Annotated in this window: 13 protein-coding genes; 11 read left to right on the top strand and 2 right to left on the bottom strand. The window is 30.9% G+C overall.

Features of this window, described 5'->3' with window-relative positions; all coding sequences use genetic code 11:
• The first annotated feature begins 170 nt into the window (after positions 1–170).
• From OIO11_RS04665 to OIO11_RS04615, 11 genes are all read left to right on the top strand, one after another.
• Positions 171–743, top strand: coding sequence for a head-tail connector protein (locus OIO11_RS04665; protein ID WP_268070203.1), 573 nt, complete (start codon positions 171–173; stop codon positions 741–743).
• Complete coding sequence (locus OIO11_RS04660) at positions 740–1066, top strand: phage head closure protein (protein ID WP_268070202.1); 327 nt, start codon at positions 740–742, stop codon at positions 1064–1066. Before OIO11_RS04665 ends, OIO11_RS04660 begins: the two co-directional genes overlap by 4 nt.
• Positions 1059–1439: an HK97-gp10 family putative phage morphogenesis protein gene (locus OIO11_RS04655; RefSeq protein ID WP_268070201.1), complete on the top strand. Its 381-nt coding sequence runs from the start codon at positions 1059–1061 to the stop codon at positions 1437–1439. The genes OIO11_RS04660 and OIO11_RS04655 overlap by 8 nt, the downstream gene beginning before the upstream one ends.
• The gene (locus OIO11_RS04650) at positions 1436–1756 is read left to right on the top strand and encodes a hypothetical protein (RefSeq protein WP_268070200.1); all 321 of its coding nucleotides are present in this window, start codon (positions 1436–1438) and stop codon (positions 1754–1756) included. The genes OIO11_RS04655 and OIO11_RS04650 overlap by 4 nt, the downstream gene beginning before the upstream one ends.
• Before the next feature lie 15 nt (positions 1757–1771).
• Positions 1772–2353 carry a major tail protein gene (locus OIO11_RS04645; RefSeq protein ID WP_268070199.1) on the top strand — a complete coding sequence of 194 codons (582 nt, stop codon included), beginning with the start codon at positions 1772–1774 and terminating at the stop codon, positions 2351–2353.
• A 24-nt stretch (positions 2354–2377) separates the two neighbouring features.
• Positions 2378–2662: a phage tail assembly chaperone G gene (gene gpG / locus OIO11_RS04640; RefSeq protein WP_268070198.1), complete on the top strand. Its 285-nt coding sequence runs from the start codon at positions 2378–2380 to the stop codon at positions 2660–2662.
• Between the two features lie 201 nt (positions 2663–2863).
• Entirely contained in the window at positions 2864–3205 is a 342-nt protein-coding gene (locus tag OIO11_RS04635) for a hypothetical protein (protein ID WP_268070197.1), read from the top strand.
• A 163-nt stretch (positions 3206–3368) separates the two neighbouring features.
• On the top strand, positions 3369–5294 hold the full coding sequence (locus OIO11_RS04630; protein ID WP_268070196.1) for a phage tail tape measure protein: 1926 nt from the start codon (positions 3369–3371) through the stop codon (positions 5292–5294).
• Complete coding sequence (locus OIO11_RS04625) at positions 5294–5998, top strand: distal tail protein Dit (protein WP_268070195.1); 705 nt, start codon at positions 5294–5296, stop codon at positions 5996–5998. The genes OIO11_RS04630 and OIO11_RS04625 overlap by 1 nt, the downstream gene beginning before the upstream one ends.
• A gap of 94 nt (positions 5999–6092) precedes the next feature.
• Complete coding sequence (locus OIO11_RS04620) at positions 6093–6932, top strand: Rpn family recombination-promoting nuclease/putative transposase (RefSeq protein WP_268070194.1); 840 nt, start codon at positions 6093–6095, stop codon at positions 6930–6932.
• 111 nt (positions 6933–7043) lie between these two features.
• Entirely contained in the window at positions 7044–8615 is a 1572-nt protein-coding gene (locus tag OIO11_RS04615) for a phage tail spike protein (RefSeq protein ID WP_442781224.1), read from the top strand.
• A gap of 240 nt (positions 8616–8855) precedes the next feature.
• Here OIO11_RS04615 and OIO11_RS04610 read toward each other — a convergent pair whose 3' ends face one another.
• Positions 8856–9734, bottom strand: a complete 879-nt coding sequence (locus tag OIO11_RS04610; RefSeq protein ID WP_268070192.1) for an IS3 family transposase — start codon at positions 9732–9734, stop codon at positions 8856–8858.
• Between the two features lie 47 nt (positions 9735–9781).
• Positions 9782–10111, bottom strand: a complete 330-nt coding sequence (locus tag OIO11_RS04605; RefSeq protein WP_268070191.1) for a transposase — start codon at positions 10109–10111, stop codon at positions 9782–9784.
• Between the last annotated feature and the right edge of the window lie 76 nt (positions 10112–10187).

Raw genomic sequence — 10187 nt, 5'->3', positions numbered from 1 at the left:
ATAGATTCTTTTGAGAATGTAATTTTACTCATATTAAAGACCTCCATATTTAATGATAATTATACATAAAAAAGCACCTATAAACTAGACACTTTTTTTAGTGTCCAATCTATAGGTACCATTTTAATTAGATTAGGAGCCTTTGGGCTTTTTTTGTTTGGGGTGATTTTATGGCAGTTAAAATTATAAATCAACCTTTAGTTGAACCTATAACAATAGAAGAAGCAAAACAGCATTTAAGAATTAGTGGTAGTGATGAAGATATCATTGTAGCCAGTATGATTAAACAGGCTAGAGAGTTTTGTGAGGATTTTCAAAATAGAAAGTACATTACCCAGACCTTAGAATTAGTGCTGGATTCTTTTCCAAGAGAAAACTGTATAGCTTTTAAGAATTGCTCACCAATTCAAAGGGTAGAAAGCATTAAATATTATGATAATACTGGAGAAGAACACTTATTTGATGAAAGTAATTATATTGTAGATATAGACGGTTTTATTAATAGAATTGTACTTAGAAATTATAAACAATGGCCTAGCATTTCATTACAAAGAGTTAATGGTGTAAGAATAAGATTTACTGCTGGTTTTGGGGATAAAGAAGAGAATGTACCTGAAACAGTTAAGTGGCCTATGATTCTTCATATGAGACTTCTTTATGATGACTATAAACCAGATGAGAGATCAAAACTTGAAGAAGCTAGAAACTCACTTTTAACTATGAATAGGGTGATACCAGTATGAAATCAGAAGAACTGAAACATAAAATAGTTATTCAAAAGTATGTAAATGGAATAAATGATAATGGTTTTGAGGAAGAAACCTGGCAAGATTTTAAAACAGTATGGTCAAAAGTAGAAAACCTTCATGGTAGAGAATATTTTGAAGCTGCAGCTATTCAAGCAGAGAAAATCGTAAAGTTTACTATTAGATTTACTAAAGAAATAGATGAAAGTATGAGAATAGTGTTTCAAGGAAAACAGTACAACATAACTTCTATAGATAATATCAAATATGCAAACAAGTTTATAGAAATAAAGGCTATGGAGGTTGATTGCAGTGGCTAGTATAGAACTTCAGGGCGTTGATGAAATATTAAATAGGATTCAGAGTATAGGTGCAAATGTAGGAAGACTTGAAAATAAAGCTTTAAGAAATGCTGCAGAGCCTATACTTGAGGATGCAAAAGCTAATGCTCCAGTAAGAACAGGAAAATTGAAAAAAGGTCTTAAAATAACCAGAGTTAAAAAGAAAGATGGAGTTAAATACATTCTTGTAGGTGTTGATAGAGGAGATAACTCAGAGATATTTTATGGGAAATTTATAGAATTTGGAACTTCTAAAATGCCCGCAAAACCATTTATGCAACCAGCCTATGAGAAAAATAAAGATAATATAAAGAGAACCATAGCTGAAACCTTGAAGGAGGGATTGAAGTGATAAATAAGTTAGTGATGAGAGCTTTAAAACCTCTTAATATTCCAGTTTCTTTTCAAAAATATTATGGAAAGGAACACACATATATAACATTCTTTAGTTATTTAGAAAAAGGTGAGCAGTATGCAGATAATGAAGAAAAGGTTACTGGTTATTATATTCAAGTAGATATATGGAGCAGGAGAGATTATACAAATCTTTATGAAAAAGTGAAAAACATCATGAAAGCCGCAGGGTTCATACGAACTTCTGCGGTTGATTTATATGAAAAAGATACAAGAATATATCATAAAGCAATAAGGTTTTTCTATTCAATGTAAGAGGGGGAACAATCAATGGTAGACGTAACAAACAGTGCTCCAATAGGAGTTGAAAATTTAGTATATGCAGTTTTAACAGATGAAAAAACTAAAACTTATGAAACACCAGCACTTATTTCACCAGCTATAAAAGTAAAAATAAATCCTAAAAGTAATTCTGATACACTTTATGCAGATAATAGAGCAGTAGAAACAGTATCAAGTATGGAGGAGATTCAAGTAGAAATCGAAACTCAAGACTTGCCGCTAGAAGTTCAGGCGGTTCTTCTTGGACATAAATTAGATATGACAACTAAAGTAATGTGTTATGAAGCAAATGACATAGCACCTTATGTAGCTACAGGATTTAAGATAAAAAAAGCTGATGGCAAATACAGATATGTTTGGTTACTTAAAGGAAAATTCAGTGAACCAGAAGAGGAACATGCAACTCAAGAGGATAAAACTAAGTTCCAAACACCAAAACTTAAGGGTACATTCCTTACAAGAGAAGATGGAAAGTGGAAATATACTGCTGATGAAGATAGTGGATTTACTGGTGGAGCTACTTGGTTTGATAAAGTTTATGAGGAACCAGTAGTTGAAGAAGGTGTTTAATATTAAAGATTGGAGGGGTACACTTTGGAATTAGTATTAAATGATAAAACTTATGTTATGCCTAAGGTTAAAACAAGGATGCTTAGGCGTGCAATAGAGATAAGTGAAAATATAAATTTTAATGATTTAAAGTTGAAAGATTTAGATGGACTTGTAGATTTTGTAGTAGAACTTTATGGTAATAAATTCAGCAGAGATGATTTTTATGATGGCCTGAATGCAGATAAACTTATAGAAACTTTAAATAGCAGCATAAATGGAATAGTGGGTAACCTGGGAAGTAAATTAAATGAGTTCCCAAACAAGTAGGCGGAGATAGTAAAGAAAAACTGTCTCCGCTTGATTTTATAAAAGAGATTTATCTCGAACTTTTAAAGCAAGGCTGGACATTAGGGGATATTGATGAAATGGATATATTTTATTATTTTGATATTTTAATTTATAAAGCAAATAAGGAATACAAACAGAGTTTAGATGTTGTTTTAAATATATTGTAAAGAAGGTGAGAGAGTGGCAGAAGAACTTGGAAGTTTAGCTGTTAGAATAGGATTAGATAGTTCAGGTTTTCAAAATGGTATAAGCAGTATAAACAGAGAACTTAGAGTTTTAGATAGTGAATTTAAAGCAAGTAATGCGACACTTGGAGAAAATGCTAAAGGTCTTGATGGTCTTAAATTGAAATCAGAAAGCCTTTCTAAAAAATTAGAACTTCAAGAGCAAAAGGTAGCTGCATTAGAAGAAGCCTATACTAAAAGTGTTGAAACTAAAGGAAAAGACAGCAGGGCAACTCAGGAACTTGAAATAAAATTAAATAGAGCAAGGCAAGTTCTCTCACAAATGCAGAACCAATAGAGATATAGAAGTACAAAGTAGCAGATGGACAACACTTGGAAATAGGTTTAATAGTATTGGTAGCAGGATGAAAACTGTAGGTGAAGGTTTTTCAAAGATTGGAAATAAGTTAAGTTTATGAGTAACAGCTCCTTTAGTAGGAATAGGAACAGCCGCTACAAAAATGGCTATGGATGCAGTAGAGTCAGAGAATTTATTTGAAGTATCAATGGGCAATATGGCAGGTACTACTAGAAAATGGTCAGAGGATATAAGTAAATCACTTGGTCTTAATGCTTATGAGGTACGTAAGAATGTGGCAACTTTTAACGTTATGTTAAATTCCATGGGACTTACAGAGCAAGCTTCTTATGATATGAGTACATCACTTACAAAACTAGCTTATGATATGGCTAGTTTTTATAATTTAAAGCCAGAGGAAGCTTTTGAAAAATTACGTGCTGGAATAAGTGGAGAAACAGAACCACTAAAAGCCCTAGGTATAAACATTTCAGAAACAGCAGTAAAAACCTACGCATTAAAAGAAGGTATAATAAAGCAAGGTCAAGCAATGACAGATCAACAAAAGATATCAGCTAGATTTGGACTTCTAATGAAAAGTACAAGCAAGGCTCAAGGTGATTTAGCTAAAACTATGGATTCACCTACAAATAAAATAAGAGTTATGAAGCAACAGGCAGAGCAGTTAGGAATACAATTTGGACAAATATTAATACCAGTACTCGAAAAACTCATGGCTACAATTAAACCTATAATGGATAGCTTTCAAGGTCTATCAAAAGAACAGCAGCAGTTAATTGTAAAAATAGGTTTAATAGTTGCAGCGCTCGGACCAGCATTATCTATTGTAGGCAAAATAATAACTGTTGGCGGCAGTTTAGCAAGTATATTTGGAAAAGTAAGCACAGCAATCGGAGCTGCTGGAGGAGCAATGTCAGTTATAACTGGACCAGTAGGAATAGCTGTAATTGCAATAACAGGTCTTGTAACAGTTGGTGTGCTTTTATATAAGAATTGGGATACCATAAAGAAAAAAGCAATGGAGCTTTGGCATGGTATAACTACAACCTTTAATAATATAAAAACCACTATAACAAATGTGTGGCAGAATGTAAAAATAACAACAGTAAATGCGTGGGAAGCATTGAAGTCCACTATAAGTAACGGATTAAATAAAACAAAAGCTTTTTTAGAACCAGCGTTGAATTTTTATAAGACTATTTTTAAAAATGTGTGGGATGCAGTAAAGAATATTGTATTAGGTGCAGTTCTTATAGTTTTAGATATCGTCACAGGAAATTTTACAAAACTAAAATCTGATATAGAACATATCTGGAATAATATAAAAACCTCTTTAAATAACATATGGGAAGCCATAAAAAATGTAGCTGTAAATGCATGGACTAGGTTAAAAGAAATAGTAATAAATCTTTGTAAAAATATAAAACAAGGAATAATAAATATTTGGAATGCAGTTTTAAATTGGTTTTCAAATCTTCCATCTAAATTGTATACTCATGGAGCAAATATGTTTACTAGAATGAGAGAGGGAGTAAGTAGCACTATTGGAAATGTAAAAGCTACTATAGTAAATGGTATAAATAATGCAATAAATTTTATTAAAAACATACCAGCTAAGATGTATGCTTGGGGCAGAGATATGATACAAGGATTAATTAATGGAATAAAAAGTATGATAGGTTCTGTTGGAAGTGCAGTAGCTAGTGTTGGGGATAAAATAAGAAGTTTTCTACACTTTTCAGTACCAGATGAAGGTCCACTTACGGATTATGAAAGCTGGATGCCAGACTTTATGGAAGGTCTTGCCGAAGGCATAAATAAAAGTAAAAGCTTAGTTGCAGATGCAATAAAGAGTTTATCAGTTGATATGAAAATAAATCCAGAAGTTGCTGAAATGGCAAGCTTTAAAACTAATGGCTTAGAGGGAAATCAAGAGCCATCAAATAATAACGGACTTACACTTAATATAGAAAAATTCATAAATAACACAGATAAGGATATAGAGCAAATTGCCTATGAACTTGAATTTTACAGACAAAGAGTTTCGCTAGGAAAGGGTGGTGTATAATGCTAAGTTTTACATTTGGTAATAAAAATAGCTATACAGACTTTGGAATATTAATAGCTAAAAGACCTAACATACCATTACCAAAAAGAAGAGTATCCAATGTTATAATTCCAGGAAGAAGCTCCAGCTTAAAGTTTGATGAAGGAACTTATGAAGATATAACAGTTACCCTTGAGTGCTCAATTATAGATAAAAAGGACATCATAGAAAAGATAGATAAAATTAAAGAGTGGTTAGTTACTACAGGTGAAAGTGATCTAATATTCAGTTTCCAGCCAGATAAAAAATATATAGCACAAGTTGTAAATATGATTGACTTTAAACAAGTTATAAAATACACATCAAGTTTTCCAATAATATTTAATTGCAAGCCTTTTAAATATGCAGTGCAAGATAAAATAATTACAATAACACAAAATAATTCTACCATATATAACGAAGGAGCTTTTCAAAGTCAACCTATAATTAAGATTCATGGTAGTGGAGATATAAAATTTAAAATTAATGATGCTGAGGTTAGTGTAAAAAAGGTGGATGGGTATGTAACTGTAGATTCTGTTTTGAAGGATTGTTATAAAGAGGATGTTTTAAAAAATGGAGATATGATGGGGGAGTTTCCTATTTTTAAAGTAGGAGAAAATGCTATAGGATTTAGTGAAAATGTTAGTAAGGTGGAAGTTAGGGTTAATGCGAGTTGGGTATAATAAATTCTATAAAAATAATATGTAAATTTAGAAGATATAACTTAAAAATAATTAGATTTTAGGCTATAATATAGGTAAGGAAAGGGTGAGTTAAATGCAAAGATTAAAACCTCTAAATGACTACATCTTTAAAAAACTTTTTGGTGAGAATGAAGTAAAAGACAACTTAGTTGCATTTTTAAATGCAGTTTTAGATAGAAAAGATAGAGAAAGACTCGTAACACTTGAAATAGTGGATAATAAAGAATTGACTAGAGAACTTATAACTGATAAAACGGCAATATTAGATGTAAGAGCAAAAACAGAAGATGGCACACAAATTGATATAGAGGTGCAACTTACAAATCAGCATAATATGGATAAGAGAACATTATTTTATTGGGGAAAACTTTTCAATGAAAATATATCTAAAGGTGAAGATTATACAAAACTTAAAAAAGTAATAACTATAAACATACTAGATTTTGATTATATAAATTTAGATAAATTCCATACAAAGTTTCACCTATGGGAAGATGAAGCAAAAGACTATATGCTTACAGATTTAGTAGAAATCCATTTTTTAGAGCTACCTAAATTTAATAAATTAGAAGAAAAGAATTTAAAAGAGGACAGACTTCAAAGATGGTTGACTTTCTTTAATAAAGACATTTCGGAAGAAAAGTTAAAGGAGTTGATGGAAATGGATACAGATATAAAAAGAGCTGAAGAAAGACTTGAATATCTAAGCAGTGATAAAGAAACAATAGAGATTTACAAAGCTAGAGAAAAATCACTTCATGAAAGAGCTAATATGATAAGCAGTGCTAAGGATGAAGGAAAAATAGAAGTTGTTAAAAATGCATTAAAAGAGGGCCTTACTGTAGATATTATTTCAAAAATAACAGGGAAAACGATTAGTGAAATAGAAGAAATTAAAAAATTATTTAACTAAGGATGAATATAATGGATTGGAAAGAAAATAAAGATTATCAAAATTAGATTTTAAGATAAGACTAGCTTATTATGGTTATAGTAAGCTAGTTTTTTCTTATTCAAAATTAAGATGACAGGAGGTGATAGATTGATATGCATCTATGACAAGAAAACAACAAAAGGGAACTTTGAAACTAATGGTCTTGGAGTTTTAGATGAAGTTATAAGCTGTTTTATTACAGAAGAACTTAATGGGGATTATGAACTTGAACTTGAATATCCAGCTAGTGGCAGGAAGGCAAAATACCTTGAAGAGTGGAACATAATAAAAGCAGATGGGCAGCTTTTTAGAATTTATAGAGTTTTCAAGGAAAGTAAAGAAACAAAAATATTAAAGGTTTTTGTAAAGCATATCTTCTATGACCTCCGATATTATTTTATAGAGGATAGTAGGGCTGTAAATTGCAGTGTAAAGACTGCTATGGAAAAAGCACTTCCAGGAGATGTAAGTACTACATATAAAGTAGATAGTGATATTATTTTAGCTAATACTGTTTATTTTGTTCAAACCAATCCTGTTGAAGCGTTATTTTCTATAATTAAAAGGTGGAAATATGGAGAGATAAAAAGAGATAACTTTGATATAAAAATACTAAAGCAGATAGGAAGGAATTCAGGAGTTTTAATAGCACAAGGTAAAAATATTCTAGGGATTAAATTTAATTCTGATACTACAGAGGTTGTTACAAAGCTTTATCCGGTAGGCTATAACGGAATAAAGCTTACTGAAAAGTATATAAACATACCTAACTGGAATAGTGATAAATATCCTCCATTTCCTATAGTTAAAAATATTGAATTTAAAGATGCTAAAGATGAAGTTACTTTAAGAACTTTTGCACAAGAAAAGGCTAAATACATAGGACTTAGCAAGGTAAATATTGAAGTGGATTTTATAGAACTTAGCAAAACTAAAGAATATGAGAATTATAAACATCTCCAAAAGGTTAATGTAGGGGATAGGGTTATTGTACGATACAAGGATTTTGATATAGATGTTAAAGTTCCAGTTATAAAAATTAAGAAGGATGTGCTACGAGGATTAAATGTAAAAGTAGAATTAGGACAGGCAAAAGATAATATCTTAAATCAAATGGATACAAGTGAAATAAAAACAAGTGTAGATGAACTTGGAAATAAAGTGGTAGAAACACTAACTTCTATGCTGTATTATGCAAATCCAGTAGAGCTTACAGTTGGAACAAGCAAGATGCAACCTGTATATTTAGGAATATCAGCAGTAGCGTCAACAAACCTTTCGATGAATTTTTCATTATACTGTATAGCAAGTGCTGACTGTACAATTACAATTCAGATTCAACTGGATGGAAAAGACATAACTTTTACACCAAAGCAGAAATTATTAAAAGGTGATAATGTTGTAGGAATACCGCAAGTTAAAAGTGGTGCTCACTATTTAGGTATTTTTTTATGCGTTGATAATGGAAGCCTACAGATACCAAAGTTTAATCTTCAATGCATGATAGATGGTAGAAATCTACAAGGTGGACTTAGTGCAGAACCTCCTCATGCAGAGGTTAAAGAATATCAGCCACTTGTTAATATTAATGGAATGTATTTTGATAAACTACAAGCAGGAAATGAANATAAAAAAATTCCTCCGTCAATACTTATAATGTAGTATTGATTATAGAGGAATTATCTTTAAAATCTTATTTTCTGAATATTTATTTTGATTTTTTCCAATTTATCCAAGCTTAGCTTTATGACATTGGCCGTAGGCCGTGGATGCAAGGGTAAAGTAAGTCATATATCTGAAAATTGTTTTAATATAACTCATAGAACATCAATCGGTCGTTTTTTATCGGATTGACCCCTTTATTTTGGACAATATCTAATTAATTCTTCCTTTTTCTTATAATTACACCCTTACCTCAATATTAGTTAGCTGCTCTCCAGAATAAAGGTGGTAAAATTCATTTGGAGTCATATATCTTAAACTTGAATGTAATCTTCTATTATTATAAAAATCAATAAAATCGTTTACTATACCATATGCTTCTCTATAATTTTGAAATTCATTACTTTTAAAGCATTCATCTTCAAGTATTCTATGGAAAGATTCTATATGAGCATTTTTATTTGGTGTTTTTACCGGTATCCTTTCATGTTCTAATTCAAGTTCCTCACAGCATTCTTTGAATTTATAACTTACAAACTGTGGACCATTATCAGTCCTTATAACAGGCCTTTTAGCACCTTCTTCAAATAAATTTCTTCTAATTAAACTTTGTCGTAACAATGCGGTAGCATCCTTTGCTTCGCAATGAAAACCCATATGATAATTCACTATGCTTCTATCGAAGATATCTATAATATTCAGCATGTAGAAAAATTTATCTTCCCCTTCAACATATCCATATTTGATATCCATTTCCCATAATTGGTTAGAGCCTGTTATTATCCTATTAATAGCAATAGTACGTTTAATCTTAGGTTTCTTAACCCTTTGATTCTTTAGAACATCAAGTTCCTTGCATAATCTATATACCTTTTTATGGTTTATAATAAGTTCATATTCGCGTTTTAAATTATGCATTATTTTTCTATAACCATAATTTATAGCATCTCCATCTATAGCCTCTAAAATATACTCTTTGATTTCATCATCACAAATTCTTTTCCCTTTTTCAGTTAATGAATATCCCTTTGGCTTGCCGCCTACCGGCTTATACTTCTCTTTTCCCTCTACACTTAAATTATAGTAATATGTAGATCTTGATAAGCCTACTATTTTCAAAACGAAAACCGCATTATAATCTTGTTCTATATATTTTTTAGCTACTGCTACTTTATCTTTAATTGAGGGTTGGCTTTTTTTATTAAGTCTTTAAGAATGGCTATTTCCAAATCTTTTTCTCCTAATATTTTCTTAAGTGTATCATTTTCTTGTGTTATTTCTGCTATTTCTTTTTGGAAGTTATTTTGCCCCTCAATTAAAGCTTTTCTACCTGGTTTCACCTTAATTTCATCTTTTTGCTTAGATTGTTTAATCCACGTTCTTATTGTTGATTGTGAAATTCCATGTTTTCTTGCAACTAGTGAAACATTGCCTACTTCCTTAACTTCATTTAGTATTGATTCTTTTAATTCTTTTGTATAACTTTTACCTTTCATAAAATACCTCCAATCACTTTTCTTTATTATATCTATTCCAAAAGCAATTGTCCAAGTGTTCTTAGGGGCTTAAGAG

Origin of the sequence: Clostridium sp. ZS2-4 (genome assembly GCF_026719745.1) — a bacterium.
Lineage (GTDB): Bacteria > Bacillota > Clostridia > Clostridiales > Clostridiaceae > Clostridium_H.
Note: the sequence above shows the minus strand (reverse complement) of the source record. Positions and strands in the feature narration are given on the sequence as shown.